General features: G+C 72.5%; 16 protein-coding genes. 5 read left to right on the top strand and 11 right to left on the bottom strand.

All coding sequences use genetic code 11. The features are described from left to right. Positions 1–67 precede the first annotated feature (67 nt). Positions 68–2,812, bottom strand: coding sequence for an ATP-binding protein (locus tag IE307_RS17145; RefSeq protein ID WP_191298928.1), 2,745 nt, complete (start codon positions 2,810–2,812; stop codon positions 68–70). Between the two features lie 237 nt (positions 2,813–3,049). Between IE307_RS17145 and IE307_RS17140 the strand changes: the two genes are divergently transcribed. Next, positions 3,050–3,745, top strand: a complete 696-nt coding sequence (locus tag IE307_RS17140; RefSeq protein WP_191298927.1) for a sigma-70 family RNA polymerase sigma factor — start codon at positions 3,050–3,052, stop codon at positions 3,743–3,745. Positions 3,746–3,771: 26 nt separating this feature from the next. Next, positions 3,772–4,002, top strand: coding sequence for a hypothetical protein (locus IE307_RS17135; RefSeq protein ID WP_191298926.1), 231 nt, complete (start codon positions 3,772–3,774; stop codon positions 4,000–4,002). On the opposite strand, the gene IE307_RS17130 is transcribed toward IE307_RS17135, so the two are convergent. From IE307_RS17130 to IE307_RS17115, 4 genes are all read right to left on the bottom strand, one after another. Beyond that, positions 4,003–4,563 carry a CBS domain-containing protein gene (locus IE307_RS17130; protein ID WP_191298925.1) on the bottom strand — a complete coding sequence of 187 codons (561 nt, stop codon included), beginning with the start codon at positions 4,561–4,563 and terminating at the stop codon, positions 4,003–4,005. Between the two features lie 116 nt (positions 4,564–4,679). Continuing rightward, positions 4,680–4,892 (bottom strand): hypothetical protein, encoded by a 213-nt coding sequence (locus tag IE307_RS17125; RefSeq protein WP_191298924.1) that lies wholly within the window; start codon positions 4,890–4,892, stop codon positions 4,680–4,682. A gap of 90 nt (positions 4,893–4,982) precedes the next feature. Then, positions 4,983–5,810, bottom strand: coding sequence for an alpha/beta fold hydrolase (locus IE307_RS17120; protein WP_191298923.1), 828 nt, complete (start codon positions 5,808–5,810; stop codon positions 4,983–4,985). A 74-nt stretch (positions 5,811–5,884) separates the two neighbouring features. After that, positions 5,885–7,225 carry an alpha/beta hydrolase family protein gene (locus IE307_RS17115; protein WP_191298922.1) on the bottom strand — a complete coding sequence of 447 codons (1,341 nt, stop codon included), beginning with the start codon at positions 7,223–7,225 and terminating at the stop codon, positions 5,885–5,887. 135 nt (positions 7,226–7,360) lie between these two features. Here IE307_RS17115 and IE307_RS17110 point away from each other — a divergent pair, with 135 nt between their 5' ends. Further along, a complete protein-coding gene (locus IE307_RS17110; RefSeq protein WP_191298921.1) occupies positions 7,361–8,170 on the top strand; it encodes an SAM-dependent methyltransferase in 810 nt (269 codons plus the stop codon). Between the two features lie 45 nt (positions 8,171–8,215). Here IE307_RS17110 and IE307_RS17105 read toward each other — a convergent pair whose 3' ends face one another. After that, positions 8,216–9,556: a glycoside hydrolase family 10 protein gene (locus tag IE307_RS17105; protein WP_191298920.1), complete on the bottom strand. Its 1,341-nt coding sequence runs from the start codon at positions 9,554–9,556 to the stop codon at positions 8,216–8,218. 369 nt (positions 9,557–9,925) lie between these two features. On the opposite strand from IE307_RS17105, the gene IE307_RS17100 reads away from it, so the two are divergent. Beyond that, on the top strand, positions 9,926–10,456 hold the full coding sequence (locus tag IE307_RS17100) for an AAA family ATPase (protein WP_191298919.1): 531 nt from the start codon (positions 9,926–9,928) through the stop codon (positions 10,454–10,456). Here IE307_RS17100 and IE307_RS17095 read toward each other — a convergent pair. After that, the gene (locus IE307_RS17095; RefSeq protein ID WP_191298918.1) at positions 10,445–11,068 is read right to left on the bottom strand and encodes a TetR/AcrR family transcriptional regulator; all 624 of its coding nucleotides are present in this window, start codon (positions 11,066–11,068) and stop codon (positions 10,445–10,447) included. The genes IE307_RS17100 and IE307_RS17095 overlap by 12 nt on opposite strands. 66 nt (positions 11,069–11,134) lie before the next feature. On the opposite strand from IE307_RS17095, the gene IE307_RS17090 reads away from it, so the two are divergent. Beyond that, positions 11,135–13,156: an FAD-binding oxidoreductase gene (locus IE307_RS17090; protein ID WP_191298917.1), complete on the top strand. Its 2,022-nt coding sequence runs from the start codon at positions 11,135–11,137 to the stop codon at positions 13,154–13,156. On the opposite strand, the gene IE307_RS17085 is transcribed toward IE307_RS17090, so the two are convergent. The 4 genes from IE307_RS17085 to IE307_RS17070 all read right to left on the bottom strand — a co-directional run bounded on the left by IE307_RS17085 (position 13,153) and on the right by IE307_RS17070 (position 18,498). Next, positions 13,153–14,580: a PKD domain-containing protein gene (locus IE307_RS17085; protein WP_191298916.1), complete on the bottom strand. Its 1,428-nt coding sequence runs from the start codon at positions 14,578–14,580 to the stop codon at positions 13,153–13,155. The two genes, IE307_RS17090 and IE307_RS17085, sit on opposite strands and share 4 nt — an antisense overlap. A 131-nt stretch (positions 14,581–14,711) precedes the next feature. Beyond that, entirely contained in the window at positions 14,712–15,926 is a 1,215-nt protein-coding gene (locus IE307_RS17080) for a vWA domain-containing protein (protein WP_229904778.1), read from the bottom strand. Then, complete coding sequence (locus tag IE307_RS17075) at positions 15,923–17,155, bottom strand: AAA family ATPase (RefSeq protein WP_191298915.1); 1,233 nt, start codon at positions 17,153–17,155, stop codon at positions 15,923–15,925. Before IE307_RS17075 ends, IE307_RS17080 begins: the two co-directional genes overlap by 4 nt. 56 nt (positions 17,156–17,211) lie before the next feature. Then, a complete protein-coding gene (locus tag IE307_RS17070; RefSeq protein ID WP_191298914.1) occupies positions 17,212–18,498 on the bottom strand; it encodes a hypothetical protein in 1,287 nt (428 codons plus the stop codon). Between the last annotated feature and the right edge of the window lie 27 nt (positions 18,499–18,525).

Below are 18,525 nucleotides of genomic sequence, written 5' to 3'. Positions count from 1 at the left end.
AGTGGCCCTGTCCCGAAGTGGCTCTGCACCAACAAGGACAAGACAGGCGGGACGGGTGTGACAGGGATCAGCCGTCGGCCAGCGCGTCCCGCAGGTCCCTGCGGGACGCGACGTCGAGCTTGGTGAACACCTTGCGCAGGTGCCATTCGACGGTGCGGTGGCTCAGGAACAGCTCGGCGCCGATCTCGGAGTTCGTCCTGCCGTCGCTCGCGAGCCTGGCGATCTGGGCCTCCTGCGCGGTGAGCTCCTCCCGCGTCCTGGGCGCGTGCTGGTGCACGGCCTCACCGGCCGCCGCCAGCGCACGGCGGGCGCGTTCGGCGAAGGCGTTCGCACCGAACCGGTGCAACATCTCGTGCGCGGTCCGCAGTTGTTCGCGTGCGTCTGGCTGCCGGTCCTCCCGAGCCAGCCACTCGCCGTAGAGGAGGTGGGCGCGGGCGAGGTAGACGGCCACCCTGGTGCGTCCGAGGTGCTCGATCGCCTTGCGGTACAACGGTTCTGCGTCAGGGTCGTCGGTCAGAAGGGCTCTCGCCAGTGCCAGCACACCGGACGCCCACTGCGTGCCGCTGGCGGTCGCCCGCTCCTCGATCCGGGCCAACGCCTCCGCGGCGGGCGCACCGGTCCTGGCGGCGGCCTCGACCAGTTCGACGAGCGCGAAGCCGAAGAGGCCGAGGTCGTCGTGCTCGCACGCCTCGGCGGCGGAGGCCAGTGCGTCCTCGTGCCGGCCGAGTCCGTTGTACAGCACCGCGTTCAGGAAACCGCGCCCGCCGATCGCCCGTCCCTCACCCCACGTGCTCGCCCACCGGGCGCCGGCCCTGAGCGCCGAGGGCGTCTCGGGATCACCGCGCCAGGCGAGCAGCGCCACCCTGGGGTAACCGAGGTGGGAGTTGCCGGTGACCTTCAGGATCGCGTCGGACTCCTCGACCAGCGTCGAGGCCAGGTCGAACTCGCCCGCGTGCAGGTGCACGACGGCGCGGTAGGACAGCGCCAGGGGCAGGAAGTGCAGCGCGCCGGTCTCGCGGGCCGTCCTGACCGCGTGCGTGACCAGGTCGTGCCAGGCCTCGTCGTCCCACAGGTCGGCGGCGGTCAGCCACGCCAGCCACAGCCAGCGCATGGTCTCCTCGCCGTCCTGCGCCGCCTCCTGCCGGAACGCCAGGAGTGCTTGGCGCAGCAGCGGTGCGCCCTCGCCGTAGCTCCCGGCGAACCGCGCGCCCAGGCCGTCGAGCAGGGCGTCGACCGGGCGCGCGGGCAGTGGGCCCGGTGGTGCGGAGAGCGCGGCCCTCGCCACCTCCGCCAGCGCGCCGCTCTCGCCCAGCCGCCCGGCGAAGACCGCGGCCCCGATCGCCTCCAGGTACACCTCGCGGGCCTGTCCGCCGTCGAGGTCCTCCAGCCGACCGGCCGCCTCGAACAGCAACGGCAGCGCGTCGCCACCACGCCGGCGCGCGAAGGCGATCTGCGCGCGCAGCCGGGCCAGCCGCCCGCGTTGGAGCGCGTCCAACGGGCCGATCTCGGCGGCGGCGAGCAGTTCCAGAGCGGCGTCGGGCGCCCCGGCCTCGAAGGTGGCGTGGGCGGCGGCCAGCACGCGCGCGCCGCGCCGGGCCGGATCCGGGGTCAGGCCCGCCGCACGGGTCAGGAACGCGGCCGCCGCGGCGATTCCCCCGCGGGCCTGGGCGCGGCCGGCGGAGAGTTCCAGCTCGCCCGCGACGGCCTCGTCGGGCTCGACCGCGGCGTGGGCGCGGTGCCAGGCCCTCCGGTCGGGGTCGGACTCGGGATCGGTCGCCGCGGCGAGCGCGCGGTGCACGTCCCGCCGGTCGTCGCTGTCCGCCGCGCGGTAGGCCGCCGAGCGCACCAGCGGGTGGCGGAACAGCACCCGCGCACCGAACTTGATCAGTCCCGCCGCCTCGGCCGCCGCCGCTGCCTCCGCGCCGATGCCGAGCCGTTCGGCGACGCGCCGCAGCAACGACACGTCGCCCACCGGTTCGGCGGCCGCCGCCAGCAGCAGCCGCTGGGTCGTGTCGGGCAGCGACCCGATGCGCCGCAGGAAGCTCTGCTCGATCTGGCTCGCGAGCGGCCGCACGTCCGGGCGGGCGAACCCGCCGGCCAGTTCCGCGCCGGTCAGCCCGCGCGGCAGTTCCAGCAGCGCCAGCGGGTTGCCCTGGGCCTCGGCGACGATCCTGTCCTTGACCCGCTCGTCGACCCGGCCGAGCACGACCGAGTCGAGCAGGTCCCGGGCGTCGCGGTCCGGCAGGCCCCGCACGACGAGCTCCCGCAGCCCCGCCAGCTGGTCGTCCCCGGCGGAGGACCGCACCGCGAACACGAACACCACCCGTTCGGCGAGCAGCCGGCGCGCGACGAAGGCCAGCGTCTGCGCGGACACCCGGTCGAGCCACTGGGCGTCGTCCACGACGCAGACCAGCGGCTGCTCCTCCGTCACCTCGGCGAGCAGGCTGAGCACCGCGAGCCCGACCAGGAAGCGGTCCGGCGCGCTGCCCGTGCTCAGTCCGAACGCGACGGTCAGCGCGGCGCGCTGCGGTTCGGGCAGGCGGTCGACGTGCGTCATCATCGGCGCGAACAGCTGGTGCAGCGCGGCGAACGCCAGCTCCATCTCGGACTCGACCCCGGCGGCCCGCGCGATCCGGAACCCCGCAGCGCCCCGCACCACGTGGTCCACCAGCGCCGACTTGCCGATCCCCGCCTCGCCGCGCAGCACGAGCACCTGGCTGCGGCCCGCCCTCGCCTCGACCAGCAACCGGTCGAGGACCTCGGTCTCACCGCGCCTGCCGCGCAGCCCGGGCCGAGGACCGCTGTCCGCCATCACCACCGCCGCGCGTGCCGAGGGATCCGGCGTTGATCAACGCCGGGCCGCCCCATGATGCACCGCCCCGGCGGCGTTCGCACCGTCGTCCACCGGGTGGGCGCCAGTGGCACCCGTGTCCCTGGTCCCGCACGACCCGTGGTCCGCCAGGGGTGGTCAAGGGCGCGTCCACCCCGTGCGCGGGACGACGGTGGCTCTGCCACGCCAGTGGAGGCCACGACGAAACGGGGGCCCGTCATGCGTTCGACGACCAGCACCACCGCGTGCCCGTCAGCCACACCGCAGGCCCTGCCCGTTCCGCGGTCCTGCGAGGACGCCGAGGCGGTGGCGGACTTCCAGAGCGTCCGCCCGCGCCTGTTCGGCATCGCCTACCGGATGCTCGGGCGGGCGGCCGACGCCGAGGACGTCGTCCAGGACGTCTGGCTGCGCTGGCAGAGCACGGACCGCGCGGTGGTGCGCGACCGCGTGGCGTTCCTCGCGACGATCACGACGCGGGTCACGCTCAACTTCCTGGCCTCGGCCCGCGTGCGCCGGGAGATCCCGGTCGGCCGCTGGCTGCCGGGGCAGGTGCCGATCTCCGAGGACCCGGCGCTGGCCGTGGACCGGTCGATGGACCTCGAACAGGCCGTCCTGCTGCTGCTCGGTCGGTTGTCCCCGGCCGAACGCGCCGTCTTCGTGCTGCGCGAGGCGTTCGGCTACCCGTTCCGCGACATCGCCGAGGTGCTCGGGACGACCGAGGCCAACGCGCGGCAGATCCGCCGGAGATCCGGCGAGCACCTGGCGGGACTGCGGCACGAGCCGGTCGCGCGGGCGACCTGCGACAGGTTGCTCGGCGCCGTCGTCGACGCCGCCAGGACCGGCGCTCTGCCGCACCTCGAACGCCTGCTCGTCGAGGACGCCCGGTCGCACCGGCGTGCGCGCACGTCGTCCTGAACGTCACCACGCCGATGGAGGAAGTCATGGCACAGGAGCAGATCGGGTTCGCGCACGACATCAAGCCGTTGTTCCGGGAGAAGGACCGCCAGTCCATGCTGCGGTTCTTCGACCTGTGGTCCTACGACGACGTGTGCGCGCATGCCGGAGCCGTCCTGCAACGGCTCCAGGACGGCTCCATGCCGTGCGACCGGCCCTGGCCCGACGAGCGGGTCGACCTGTTCCGGCGGTGGACCGAGACCGGGACGGCCCGCTGATCAGGTCTCCGCCACGGTCACGGGACCGGGCATCAGGTAGGAGTGCACCAGGTCCGCGAGCTCGACCATGCCGACGAGCCGCCCGTGCTCGACGACCGGCAGGTGCCACGCGCCCTCGGGCAGCATCAGCCGGATCGCGTCGGAGACGACGGCGTCCGCGGGGACCGTCACGAGCTTGGCCGTGACGACCTCGCGGACGCGCACGTCCTCGAGGTCGCGGCCCCGTGCCACCGCGTGCGCGATGTCGGCCTCGGCGATCATCGCGACGGGTTCGCGGGTGTTGTCGGCCACCACGACGAGCGACGAGTCGCGGGCGTGCCTCATGAGGAACACGGCGGCGGCGAGGTGGGCGCCGGCCTCGATCGTGATCTTCGGCGGTTTCATGACCTGCCGCACGGTCTGGTGGCGCGCCGCCGGGCAGTCGTCCCCGACGAGAGGGGAGTGGTGGCCGAGCGCCGCGACCGGCAGGAAGAACCAGTGCCGGTTCACGCAGAAGATCTTGGCGTGCTCGACGGGGCCGTCGGTGCTGTCCAGGACGGCGAGCCACTGGATCTCGCTCACCTCGGAACACTTGGGACACAGGGTCAGGTCCATGGTCACGCCTTCCCATCCGCCGACGGCACTCGTCACCGTTCAGGTCTGCACTGGAGACCGGGCCCGCGAGTCCGCCGTGACAGTCACGGCCCCAGGAGCGGGCCGTGGTGCTGTCCCTCGTCCGGCGCCTCGACCGCGTCGAGCAGGCTGTGCAGCCCGATCTCGTAGCGCTGGACCTCGGTCGGGTCGACCTGCCAGTCCGCGATCGGCTCCAGTTCCGCGCCGGGACGACTGGCCTCCACGAGCCTGAGCTCGTCCTGCACCGCGTGCTCCAGGTCGTACCGGTCGCCGGTCATGGCAGCTCCCTCGGTTCGCCGGAGGCACACGTGGCCGTCCGGTCCTCAGCGAAGACCGGACGGCGGCGCGTTCTGTGACAGGGGCTTGCCTCAGCGGGCCTGCACGGTCGCCCGCACGGCCCGTTCGACGACCCGCGTGACGGCCCTCGGGTCCGTCATCGGGCCGAGGTGACCGGCGCCGTACTCGACGATCGTGGCCCCGGCCTTCCTGGCCATGGCCATCTGGGCGTTGTACGGGATCACCTTGTCCTTGGTGCCGACGAGGCTCCACGACGGGATGGTCCGCCAGGCCGGGGTACCGGACGGCTCGTCGATCGCGAGGGCGGCCGGTCGCTGCGTGGCCGCCACGAGCGCCCGGTCGGCGGTGCTCAGCCCGTCGGCGAACGCCCTGAGGACGACCGACCTCTTGATGTAGAGGTCGGTGGAGGGCGTCGGCGGGAGGGTGGCGGGCACGAAGTCGAACACCGTCGTCGGGTCGCCCGAGAGCGCGGAGTCCGGCCCCGCCAGGGAGACGACCCGTTCACCGGCGTCCGGCGCGAAGGCGTTGACGTAGACGAGGGCCTTGACGTTCGGGTTCCCGGTGGCGGCGTTGGTGATCACGGCGCCGCCGTAGGAGTGGCCGACGAGGACGATTGGCCCCGTTTGCGCCTCCAGGAAGGTCCTCACGTACGCCGCGTCGCTCGTGAGCGAGCGCAGCGGGTTCGCGATGGCGGTGACCTGGTGGCCCTCCTGCTGGAGTCTCGTGACGACCCCGTTCCAGCTGGAGGCGTCCGCCCACGCGCCGTGCACGAGCACGATCGTGGGCCGCTTGGGGGACCGGTTCTCCTGGGCGACGGAGCCCACGGCCGGGTTGACGCTCAACGCGACCAGGACGGCCGAGAGCGCGAGGAGAGCGGCGGAACGGGAGGAGTTGGTCATGGTGTGGTCCTGTTCTCGGGGTGACGGTCGGTCCGGCCAGGAAGACCGGACGACCAAGGCACCCCGTGACAGGCTCACGGGCAGGGCGAGAACAACCTCCTCGTACCCGGACCGGTGTAGGCGGCGGCCTCGGTGAACCGGCAGCCGAACGCGGGCGAGGCGACTGTGGAGCGGTCCCCGACCGCATCGCCGGCGGGTTTCGTGCCGCGGTCGGCCCACTTCACCAGGTCGTTCCACGCCGCCCCGGCCTCGGCCGGCGAGAACTCGCAGTGCTCCACCGTGCGGATCGCCCGCTGCACCAGCCACCTCGACTGGCCGTGCCGGGCGACGTCGGTCCGGTAGTCCTGTTCCATCGAGAACGGCACGAACATGTCGCCCAGGCCGTGCAGCGACAGCACCGGAACGCCCGGCCTGCCCGCGATCGCCGGGATCTCGGTGAGCGCGGGGGACAGGCGCGACCGCCAGTCGCGCGGCGCCACCCGCTGCACCGCGCGGTTGAGGTCGACGGGCTCGGAAGGCCGGTAGCGGGTGCCGAGGTTGGTCGCGAGCCTGGCGGGGTCGAACGCGAGCGTGGCCTCGTCGGCGGGCGGGGAGGCCAGGCCGAACAGGAAGTCCTTCCAGTAAGCGAAAGCGGGGGTCGCGCCGGGGCGGGGACCGCCGCTGCGTTCGACGACGGCCGCGCGGAACTGGGCGCCCCGGTCCGTCACGACGTCCGGGCCGCCGGGGACGAGCCCGGCCAGGCCGAGCTTCTCCTGGATGCGCGGCACCACGGTCGTGAGGTAGTCCTCGGGTATCGGGTAGGCGCGGATCCCGGAGAGCGCCTGCGCCGTGAGCTGGTGGTCGAGGAAGAAGTCGAACAGCTCGTGGTCGCCGAGCACACCGCACATCGGCAGCGCGCCGTCGTAGAAGCCGGGGAACTGCTCCAGCGACCGGCCGATGACGTGACCGCCCATCGACACCCCGGCGATCAGCACCTGCTTCGGCTTCGCGACGAGCTTGCCGAAGTGCTTCGCGAGGTCGTGCGTCGCGAGCACGCCGGCCCGGACGTCGTATCCGTTGCTGTAGTAGGAGGACGCTGCCCACGCGTAGCCCTGGCCGAGCATGCGGGTGCGCAGCCCGTACCCCGGCGGGTCCACGGTCAGCACGGTCCCGGTGCCGCGGTAGCCGTGCGCCCACATCGCGAGGCGGCCGTTCCAGTTGGCGGGCACCTCGACGGTGTACGCCGAGTGCTGGTGGACGCCCTGCAGCACCCGCGTCGGCTGCCCGTTCACCACCTCGGGCTTCAACGGCGGGTTGCTGACGGTGTAGCCCGGCAGCGGCTGGTCGCCGGGAACTCCCACCGGGGCCGCCTGCGCGGGCGCGCCGCCCGCGACGAGCACCAGTCCGAGCAACGAGACCACGAGCCGAGTTCGCATGACCCACCTCCACTGCCATTGCACCCGGCCCAGGCCCGCCGGTCACCCGCCAGGCGGCCGAATGGCCCGGCGGGTTGATCTCCGCGCGCCAGCGGGTAGCGTGCCGTCACGAACTCGATCACGTTGGGGGCGGGTATGACTGACGAGACTGCTGGGCAGACTGGTGGTGTCGACCTGACCCGCCCGAGCGCGGCGCGGGTGTACGACTACTACCTGGGCGGCGCGCACAACTTCGCCGTGGACCGCGAGATGGCCGAGCGGGCCATCGGGCTCTGGCCGGACCTGCCGCTGATCATGCAGCAGAACCGCGCGTTCCTGCGCCGTGCCGTGCGCTTCTGCGTCGACGCCGGCATCCGCCAGTTCCTCGACCTCGGCTCGGGCATCCCGACCGTCGGCAACGTGCACGAGGTCGCCCAGGACGCCGCACCCGAGTCCCGCGTCGTCTACGTGGACAACGACCCCGTCGCCGCCGCGTACAGCGAGAACATCCTGCGCGGCAACGACCGCGCCGGCGTCGTGCAGGCCGACCTGCGCCGCCCCGACGAGGTCCTCGCCAGCCCCGGCGTCCGCGCCCTGCTGGACCTCGACGAGCCCGTCGCGGTGATGATGGTCGCGGTGCTGCACTTCGTGCCCGACAGCGACGACCCTGCCGCCATCATCGCGAAGTACCGCGAGGTCATGGCACCCGGCAGCTACCTGGTGCTCTCGCACGCGAGCCAGGACGGGCAGCCCGACCAGGCGGACTCGCACCAGGACCTCTACCAGCGCACCGCGACCCCGATGACCATGCGCTCCCGGGAGCAGGTCACCGGGTTGTTCGACGGCTTCGAGGTCGTCGAGCCCGGTGTGGTGTTCTTCCCGGAGTGGCGGCCGGTGTCGCCGGAGGACGTGGACGACCACCCGGAGCGGTTCACCGGGCTGGCCGCCGTGGGGCGCAAGGCCTGAGTTGATGGGTGCGGGAGGCCGCCGCCGGAGGCCTCCCGCGGTCCATCAGCCGACCTGACAGGACACGGTCGGCCAGTTCCAGTTGCCACCGTGCTGAACGGTGAAGCCGAACGTGTTGCCGCTGCCGTTCGGCCGTGCGGTCATCACGTTGGCCGAACCCCAGGTGGCGCTGGTGTTCCAGGTCGCGATGACCCGCTGGGGCGAGCTGACGGTCACGGTGACGACCCAGTTGTCCGTGCCGGAGACGGTGACGTTGCCGTTGAAGCGGTCACTCCACTTCTCGCCCTCGGAGTACGTCGCGGTGCAGCCCCCGCCGCCGGGGTTGCCTGACGTCGTCGTCGTGGTGGTCGGGGTTGTCGTGCCCGTGCCGTTGTTCAGGACGCCGAGGACCGAGTTGTAGGCGGCCTTCTTGTTGCCGCTGCCGTCGAACAGCAGCGGGGTGCCGGAGGCGCGCCACGAGTCGCTGTCGCGGATGCCCCACACGGTGATGCCGGTGCAGCGCGCGACGGACAGGCAGGCCTGGGTGACGCCCTGGTACTGCTGGGCCTGCGAGCTGCCGGAGCCCTCGATGTCGAGCTCGGTGATCTGGACGTCCACGCCGAGGGCGGCGAAGTTGCCCAGGGTGGTGTGGTAGTTGGACGGCACCGGGTTGCCGCTGTTGAAGTGAGCCTGGAAGCCGACGCAGTCGATCGGGACGCCGCGGGACTTGAAGTCCTGCACCATCCGGTAGACGCCCTGGGTCTTGGCGTGCGACCAGTTGTCGGTGTTGTAGTCGTTGTAGCAGAGCTTCGCGCCGGGGTCGGCGGAACGGGCGGCGCGGAACGCGGCCTCGATCCAGTCGTTGCCGGTGCGCTGCAGGTTGGAGTCGCGGCGGCCGCCACTGCTGCCGTCGGCGAAGGCCTCGTTGACGACGTCCCAGGCGTAGATCTTGCCCCGGTAGTAGCTGGCGACCTGGGTGACGTGGTTGAGCATCGCGTTGCGCAGGGCGGTGCCGGACATGTTCTGCATCCAGCCCGGCTGCTGCGAGTGCCACGCCAGCGCGTGTCCGCGGACCCGCTTGCCCTGGTTGCGGGCCTGGTTCACGATCCGGTCGGCGTTGCCGTAGCTGAACTGACCCTGGTTCGGCTCGGTCGCGTCCATCTTCATCTCGTTCTCGGCCGTGACCATGTCGAACTCGCGGTTCAAGATCCCCACGTAGGTCGAGTCACCGAGCTTGTTCGCGGCCACCGCGGTGCCGAAGTAGCGGCCGCTCTGCTGGGCGGCCGCCCCGAGGGTGGAGGCGGCGCCGCTGGCGGGTGTCGCCGCGATGACCGCGGCACCCGCGGTCGCGGCGACGATGGCGGACACGAGCGCTGCTCGTGCGACTGACTTCGCTGTCAGCGTCATAGTGGCGCTTTCTGAATAGCACCCGCACGACTGCGGGTGGGACGGTTTTCAATTCGTTCGGCCCCGGTTCGAGCGGGCGGGATTGCGCCAAATCCGCAACCCGCTCGACTCAGGCGCCGGAAGTATCAACCGACGCGGTTCGCCAGATCAAGACCTGTTCACCCGGCTGGACTCCCAGCTCTGAGCACGGGTGACCGGTCCGGCGACTGTCGAATTTCTGTCGAATGCGCAAGTGGGCGGCCTGATCGACAGTGGTTTTTCACCGCGCCGTTCGTGAATGTTTCGAAAATTCTCGACCGATCACGCGATGATGCCCGCCGCGGACGCAAGACTGGTCTTCGAAGCGGCCCGCGACTAGCTTTTGCCGACGTGAACGGTGACGTGCTCGTCCTGACCGGCCCGCCCGGCGCGGGGAAGACGACGGTGGCCGGGCTCCTCGCCACCGGTGCGGAGCGCCCGGCCGTGCACCTCGTGACCGACCAGTTCTACCGCGCGATCCGGACGGGCTTCGTGCCGCCGTTCCTGCCCGAGGCGCAGCGGCAGAACGAGGTCGTCGTGGACGCGATCGCGGGGGTCACCGCGACGTACGCGCGGGGCGGTTACGACGTCGTGGTCGACGGGATCGTCGGGCCGTGGTTCCTCGACCCGTTCCGGGCACTGGCGGGCGAACTGGTGGTGCTCAGGCCGGCGCTCGGCGCCACCCTCGAACGGGCGAGGGGCCGCGCCGACGGCGAGTTGAAGGACGTCGGGCCGATCACCGGCATGCACGCGGCGTTCGCGCGGCTCGGCGACCTCGAAGCCCACGTCGTCGACAGCGGGCACCTCGACGCGGAGCAGACCGCCGCCGAGGTCCGGCGCGTGCTCGCGGCCGGCGCCCACCGGCTGATCTCAGTCCGCTGAGGACGGTCCGCGCAGGTAGCGGGTCACCATGTCCACGAGCTCGTCCTCGAAGACGTCGACCGCCTGCTGGAAGGCGGCGAGCCGGTGCGTGTTCAGCTCGACGGTGAACACGACGAGGTCGACGGCGGTGTCCAGGTCCCGCACGTGCACGTCCGGGTGGCGGGCGAACACGGCGCGGACCTCGGCGACGCGCTGCTCGCCGTGCCGGGTGATCGTGTCCCGCAGCTCCCCGGACAGCTGCCCCTCCTCGATCATGATCCGCAGCAGCCGCGGGTCGTCGCGGTGGTTGTCGATCGCGTCGCGGACCAGCGCCCGCACCACGGTCTCGAGCGATCCGGGTGAGAAGTCGAGCCGGTCGGCGTGCGTCCACGTGCCGCGGTCGATGTGGCGGACCATCAGCTCGGCGAGGATCGCGTCCTTGTTCGGGAAGTACTGGTACAGCGAGCCGATCGACACGCGGGCCTGCTCGGCGATGCGGTTGGTGGTGCCCGCCGCGTACCCGTGCTCGGAGAAAACGTGAGCAGCCGCCGTCAGGATGCGGTCGCGGGTGAGCTCCGCGCGCACCTGACGGGGCTTGCGACGTGGTTCGACGTCGCGGCTGGACGAGGGCATGGCGTCCTTTCCGAGGGGCTGCGAAAGCGAGTATCCAGGACGTGAGCAATAGCTCACAATAGTGTCATGACCTGCGAAGATGTTGGCTCGTTCCGGATCGGAACCGTGGCGGGGGTGGAAGCCGTCGTCGGGCGCCCGGCGTCGATGATCATGCTGAAGCAGCTCGCCGCGCTCGACGACGGATGCGTGGACGTGCTGGCCCGCAGCCCGATCGCGGGGTTCGGCCACCGGCACGCGGACGGCACGGGCAGGACGACGTTCGTCGGCGGCACACCGGGTTTCGCGCGCGTGCACTCACCGACGCGGATCTCCTTCCCCCTGCACGACGCGGCCGACGGCCCGGCGTCGTTGCTCTTCCTCCTGCCGGGCACAGGGGAGACGTTGCGGGTCAACGGTGTCGTGCGCCGCGGCGGTTTCGACGTCGAGGAGGTGTACGTGCACTGCGCCCAGGCCGTGCTGCGGTCCGGGCTGTGGCAGCCGCCGTCCCCCGTGCGTCCCGCTCCCGAGGTGCTCGACGGCCCGCTCGCGCTGCCCGGTGTCGCGGACTTCCTGGCCAGTGCGCCGTTCCTCGTTCTGTCCACATGGGACTCGACCGGCGGCAGCGACACCAGCCCGCGCGGTGACCAGCAGGCGGTCGCGAGGGTCCTGGACGGCCGCACGCTCGTGATCGCGGACCGCAGGGGCAACCGGCGGGCGGACACGCTGCACAACCTGCTGAGCGACGACCGGCTCTCGTTCGCCGCGCTCGTGCCCGGACGCAACGGCGTGCTGCACGTCCGCGGCCGGGGAACGATCACCACCGACCCCGCGGTGCTGGAACCGTTGTCGTTGCGCGGAACGCCACCGCACGCCGCGGTGCTCGTCGCCGTCGACGCCGCCGAGCTGACCGCGAACGACGCGGTGACGCGCGCCAGGCTGTGGAACCCGGCCGCACGCACCGAGGTGCCGGACCTGATGGTGCTGGCGGGCCGCCACCTGGCCGCGAACACGGCGAAGGGCCGCTCGCTCCTGCTCAAGGTCGCCGACCTGGTGCCGGCGAAGTGGTTCCGGGCGGTGATGAACCTGGCCTACCGCTCCGGTCTGCGCAAGGAGGGGTACGAGGGCGACTTCGCGCTTCCCGTTGCCGTGCCGCGGGAAGACCCGCTGCGGGAGGTGCGCGTGACCGAGGTGCGCCACGAGACACCGAGCGCCGTCACGCTGGTGCTGGAGGACGGCAGGCCGTTCGACTTCCGGCCGGGCCAGTTCTTCACGCTCGTGACCGACGTCGGTGGCGAGCAGGTGCGCCGGCCGTACTCGGCGTCGTCGGCACCGGGTTCCACCCGCCTGGAGGTCACGGTGAAGCGGGTGGAGGGCGGCCGGTTCTCGAGCCACGTCCGCTCGCTCGCGCCCGGCGACCGGGTGTCGGTGCGCGGCCCGTCCGGCTCCTTCCACCTGGAGACGGGCCGGGACGTGGTGCTGATCGCGGCGGGCAGCGGCGTGACGCCGATGATGAGCATGATCCGCACCCTGCTGGCCGAGCCGGCGGGCGACCGCATCGCCCTGCTCTACAGCAACAGGACCGCCGAGGAGACCATCTTCGCCACCGAACTCGTCGCGCTGGCCGAGCAGCACCCCGGCCGGTTCTCGCTGACGCACGTGGTGACGTCACGCGACGCCCGGCTCGACGTCCCCGGCATCCGGCGGTGGACGACGGACCTGGCGCTGCCGCCGGACGCCCGGTTCTACCTGTGTGGCCCCGAAACCCTCACGGACACCGCGCGGCAGGCGCTGGACGAGCTCGGTGTTCCCCGCGAGCACGTCCACGTGGAGAGCTACGCGGGCACGACCACCGCGGCGGGATCGCCCACACCACAACGACTGCTCGTCGAAGGCGTGGGCACCGCGGTGGTCGAGCCCGGTCAGACGCTGCTCGACGCCGGACTCGCCGCCGGTCTGCCGATGCCGTACTCGTGCACGGTGGGCAGCTGCCGGGAGTGCGTGGTGAAGCTCCTGGCGGGCGAGGTCTCCCGGCGGGAGGCGGACGGTCAGGTCCTCACCTGCACGAGCGCTCCGCTGACCGACGTCACCGTGGAGTTGCCGGAAAGCTAGCCGACGATCGTCTCGACGACTCGCTCGTTGTCGGCGGGGTTGTTGTCCTGACGGCTGTCCAGGCGAGCCCGGGCCTTGAGCGTCGCCTTGCCGAGAGCCGCGTCGGCGGCCGAGTACGTGTAGCTGAACGGCACGACCACCGAGCCGTCCGCCTCCACGTGCCGGCGGACCGTGCCGACGACGTCGTGGTACCCGTCCGCCCTGCGGCGCAACAACTCCACGACGACGTCCTCGGCGTACCGGGCGCCGGCGACGGTCACCTCGACCTGCCCGATTTCGCCGACCGAGGCGGTGGCGGGCGCGACGACGTTCGTCACGGCCACGTCGTGCGTCTCGACCTTCAGCGTCCGGGTGGAGCTGCCGGAACGACCGTCGGCCGTGTGCCCGGTGATCGTCACCTGGTACTCGCCGTCGGCGGTGTAGCGGTGCCGGACCTCGGCCTGACCGGGAACGGCCTGGATCGGGGCGGACGTGCCGTCACCGAACCGGACCTCGCCGCCCACGAGCCACCGGCCGGCCGGGTCGCCCGGATCGATGCCGAACCGGACCTCGTCGAACACGCCGGGGGACTCCGGCAGGACCCAGGACGCGGTGGGCGTGATCTGCGGTGCGTCCTCCAGCCGCACCGTCAGCGGTGTGGCGCCGTAGATGCCGTCCGCGACCCGGATGTAGTAGGTCTCGCCGGCGGTGGCGGTGAAGATCGCGGGGCTGTGGCCGGACTGCCGGCAGTCCACTTCGGACAGCGAGTCGAGCGCGGTGCCCTTGAAGACGGCCACACCCGCGCTGCTGGTCAGCTGGGTGGACTTCACCGAGAGGATGCCGGAGCGGGCGGGCGTGTGGCGGAACCACAGCGACCGGGTGGACGACCGGTCGCAACTGGGCCTCTGTTCGCCCGCCTCGAGCGTGGCCGGTCCGGGATCACCCGCGACGTCGGTGTCCGGCTGGAGTTCCGCGGCCGTCGCGAAGTCGTCGTTGGCCGCGCGGGGCACGAGTTCGAGGGCGAACTCGACCGGTCCCGCGAACCTCGTGTCCTGCAGCAGGAAGTGGTACGTGGTGCCCGCCGTCACGGCGAACGTGTTCGAGCCGCCGCCGTGCGGGTGCTGGCACGCTCCCGGCGTCCACGTCAGCGCCCCGCGCTCACCGGTGTGGGCCGACAGCGCCGGCTTCTCGTCGTCGGGCCGGTCCGACGACATCCGGACGAACCCGTCGGCGGGCGCGGTGTACCGGAACCAGACGCTGCTGGTGCTCCACGAGCAGCTGAACGGGTCGTCGTCCGCCGCCGTGCCCTCCTTGGTGTCCACAATGGACTTGAACGGCAGTGCCGGGATCGCGGTGGCGTCGGCGAAGTCGTCGTTGGACGGCGGCGCCGCGTGAGCCGCGGCGGGTGCCAGTGCCGTGGTCAGCACGGCGGCGACACCGATCATCAATGCACGCAAATGAGAACCCCAGTTCCTGTTGAACCTCTCCAGAGCGGAAGACGCGCCGCAGTGCGTGGAGGATGGCTTCGACACGGGAATTCGATCATCTGCCGCAACGGCGTGCGGCCAACAGGCGGTCAGCCGATCGTGATCACCCGCGCCCACTCGGGCGGTGTGTCCGGCTCGTACTCGGGGTCGTCCTCGTAGGACCGGCTGGGGCGCGGGAACAGTCCCACCACCGTCCGGCAGGCAGGCGCGGAGCTCGGCCACGGCGTCTGGCCGTCGGTCAGGGCTACGACGACGTCGGGTCGGGGGGACGCGCGCAGGGCCTTGGTGAAGCCCTCGCGCAGGTCGGTGCCACCGCCGCCCACCAGCGTGATCCCCTCCGCCTTGCACAGCGGACCGGTGACGTGGGCGGCGGCGTCGCACGACAGCACCGAGACGAGGTCGCGGCGGCCGCCCACCGCGCGGACGATCGCGGTGATCTCGAGGAGCGCGCTGCCCAGTTCGGCGTCGCTCACGGACCCGGAGGTGTCGACGATGACGACGACGCGGGGCGGACGGCGCCGCAGGCTCGGCAGGACCACGCCCGGCACGCCGGCCGACCTGCGCGACGGCCTGCCGTAGGTGTAGTCCTCGCCCAAGCCGGGGCCGGTGACGGCCGAGCGGATCGCCGCTCCGAGCAGGTCCCGCCACGGCTGGGGCGGGTGGAACGCCTCCTCCGCCCACCGCCGCCAGCCGTCGGGGACGGTCCCGGGGCTCCCCGCGATGCCCTGCGCCACGCGGAACCGCACGGAGTCCCGTTCCTGCTCGTTGAGCCCGTGCGCGCCGCCCGGACCGAGGTCCCACTCGCGTTCCAGGCCGTCGGCCCCGCTGCCGCAGTCGATCCAGGCGAAGGCGTTGGTGTGGCGGCCGAGCCGGAACTGCCGCAGGTAGTCCTCCATCAGCTGACCCTCGTCCAGGTGGAGCGCCTGGGGGTGCACCGCGTCCTCCGGACGGGGAAGACCTTCGCCGAACACGTCGTCGTTGATCTCGCAGTCCGCCGCGATGTTCATCCGCAGCCGCTCACCGGGCCCGGTGAGCCCGTGCCGCACCGCGTACCGGTCGCCGCGCCCGTGGTGGTCGCGGATCAGGTGGGACACCTCGTGCACCCAGATCCCGGCGAGTTCCTCCAGCGGGGTGCGGTCCACGAACGCCGGTGAGACGTAACAACGCCAGTGCCGGTCCACGGCCATCGTCGGCACCCGGCGCGACTCCACCGGGTGCAGCGCGAACAACGCCGTCGCCAGGTACGGCCGCAGGCGGACCGCGTACAACCGGGCGGCGAACAGCTTCTCCTCGTCCAGCGTCACCGGCCCGCACCCCCGACGCGGGCCAGGGCCTTGTCCGCCCGTTGCGACAGCGACACGGCGCCGGCCAGTCGTTCGATCGTGTCGGGGACCTGCCAGTCGTCCTGGCGAAGCGCGGCGAGCGTGGCCGCCGGGACGACCACCAGGTCCGGTGCGCCGGCTTCGAGCGCCAGGGTCAGCAGCGCCCACGCCGCGTTCCAGCGGGCCTCGTCCGGGCGGTTGCGCACCGCGGCCACCACGCCGTCGAGCACGACCTGCCGCAGGTCGCCCCGTTCGGGCAGGACGGCCGCCGCCGGATCCGCGAGCAGCACCTCGGGGTCCGGCAGGTCCATCCGGTCGATGCTCGCCAGCAGCTCGAGTCCGGGACCGTCGCCGACCGCACCGCGCACGAGCATGGAAAGCACCTCGCGGGAGGTGCCCGCGGCGGTCGCGAACGCGATCAGCCGCAGCGTCATCTCCCAGCTGCGCGGCGAGGGCCACGGGCCGCCGCGCAGCGCCTCGTTCTTCGGCAGCTGGTGCACGAGGTTCGGCCGCGCGGCGAGGAGTTCGCACACGGCGCGGCGCGCGAACGCCACCGCGTCCGGCAGCCGTCCGGGATCCAGCCGGGGGAGCGTGGAGGCGGGCCACGTGCCGCCCAGTCCACGCACGACGACCTCGTGGTCGTGCGCCCACTGCAGGTGCACGAACCGGTTCGCCAGCGGCGCGCTCAGCTCCCAGCCGTCCGCGGCCGAGGAACGCGGGTTGGCGGCGGCCACGATCCGGACGCCCGGCGGCAACCGCAGCACACCGATCCGGCGTTCCAGCACGACCCGCAGCAGCGCGGCCTGGACGGCGGGCGGCGCGGTGGACAGCTCGTCCAGGAACAGCAGCCCGCGCCCCTCGCGGACCAGGCGCACCGCCCAGTCCGGAGGCGCCATCGGCACGCCCTGGGTCGCCGGGTCGTCGCCGAGAACCGGCAGGCCGGAGAAGTCCGACGGCTCGTGCACGCTGGCGATCACCGTGGTCAGCGGCAGCCCGAGAGAGGCGGCGAGCTGGGTGAGGGCCGCGGTCTTGCCGATGCCGGGCTCACCCCACAGCAGCACCGGCAGGTCCGCGGACACGGCGAGGGTCAAGGCGTCGAGCTGGGGATCGGCCCGCGGCTCGGTGGAGGTGTCGCCGAGAAGGGCGAGCAGGTCGGCGGCCACGTCGAGCTGCCGGACGGTGCCGAAGGAGACGTTCGTGGGAGCAGGCATGTGTTCAGTCACCTTGAGTAGAGGCCGTGCGCCGGCCTGGGCGAGAGGAGGTGGGGTCAGCGAACGGTCGAGCGACGCCGGCGAGAGCGGCGGGAGTCCCGAGTGGACGGTGCGGGTCCCTGGACGAGCCCTGCCCGGTACAGCCCGTGCACGACCTTGCGCCGGGCGGCCGTCTCCAACTCGTCGCGCAACTGGCCGCCGCGCAGCAGCGCGTCCGGTCCGAGCAGACCTTCGACGACGGCGAGAGCACCTTCGACGTCGCCGTGGTCGAGGCGGGCCCTGACCTGCACGAGGTCTTCCGGGTGGCGGTGTGCGGCGTCGATCGCGCGCAGGCAGGGCAACCCGTTGCCGCCCAACGCGACCAGCAGTTCCTCGCGCCGGATCTCTTCGGGGGAGTGGTCCAGCGCGACGAGCACCCCGTCGGCCACACCGATCCGGTGGGTCGCGCCGCAGCAGTCGACCAGCCGCGAAGCCGCTGTGCTGTCAGGGCTTCTCGGCCCGGGGACGGGTGCGTCCGGCAGAAGTGCCGTCCTCACCAGGGGATGCAGCCGTTCGGCGTCGATCAGGCCCGCGTGCAGCAGCTCCAGGTCCGGTGGCACCCAGGTCGCGGCATCGGGCAGGAGCGGCATCGTGCACTGGAGGGCTGAAACCCTTGCTGTGGAACCGTTTGCGTCCAGCACGATCCGGTGCCGGGAGCTGAGCCGCACGGCGACGGCGTTGCCCGCGCATCCGTCCGCACGGAGCAGGATCGCGGCCTCGGCGGCCCACCGGTGGGCGGCGTGACCGTCGCCGGGCCCGGGATCGCCGCCCGAGCGCTCCCGCAGCTCCCCGGTCCTGCGCGCGTCCCACAGGTGGCGGTGCAGGTCGAGGCGGAAACGCCGGTCCGGCCGGGGATGGGGGTGCCCGCCCGGCCTGGACAGCGGCCCGGACGGCGCCCACAGCGCGAGACCGATCCGCTGACCGGCGGAAGCCCAGGCAGGTGGTGTGCGGGCCACGAGGTGCACCTCGTGGCCGTCGTCGTCGGTGTACCTGGCCAGGGAGACGGTGAGGCCCGGCCGCAGCAGCCCGTCTGGCCTGGTTCTCGGGAAGTGCCAGCGGAGCAGGTCAGGAGCGAGATGTCGCAGGTCAGCGCGCAGAGTTGCCGCGAACCGCCTGCCACGGGCACGACCTGCGGCACGGAGGTCGAGATCCACGTCGGCCCGCGCCGCGGCGCAGGCCCCGGCCCAGTCGCCCGCCTCGCGGCGGACGGTCGCGGACTCGATCATCGACGTCGGCACGGCGAACTCGCGCACGTGCGACCAGAAAAGGAGGCGGGGGTGTCCGTTCACGGCCCAGTGGTGCATCAGCACTCACCTTTGGTGAACGGGACC

The organism is Lentzea cavernae, from assembly GCF_014653695.1.
Lineage (GTDB): Bacteria > Actinomycetota > Actinomycetes > Mycobacteriales > Pseudonocardiaceae > Lentzea > Lentzea cavernae.
This window is presented reverse-complemented; position numbering and strand designations above follow the sequence as displayed.